The sequence below is a fragment of the Rhizobium sp. SVR5-9E genome (genome assembly GCF_056755095.1).
This window is the reverse complement of the sequence record NZ_JBNDHS010000463.1, coordinates 1-265: the sequence shown is the minus strand read 5'-3', so window position 1 is coordinate 265 and position 265 is coordinate 1. Positions and strand designations below refer to the sequence as shown.

Below are 265 nucleotides of genomic sequence, written 5' to 3'. Positions count from 1 at the left end.
CCGACAGCCCGATCAAGGGCACGGATTTCGCCGTGCTGAAGGACGGCCGGATCAGGAGCGTGACCGGATTTCTCGATCAGGTGCCGGCCGGGGCGTGAGGCTGCTGGCCCTCCCTTGTACGGGGAGGAACACATTCCGGCTTTCACAAGAGGACGTCATGCCCGGGCAAAAGCGCGAAGCGCGTCTCGCGCTAGATGTCCCGGGCATCCACGTTCTCGGTGCGCCGTCAGCAGGCGTGGATGGCCGGGTCAAGCCCGGCCATGAC

Annotated in this window: 1 pseudogene; it reads left to right on the top strand. The window is 66.0% G+C overall.

The window, feature by feature from the left end:
• Positions 1-98, top strand: a pseudogene (locus ACPYOJ_RS35630) (nuclear transport factor 2 family protein); the annotation flags it as partial.
• Positions 99-265: the final 167 nt, after the last annotated feature.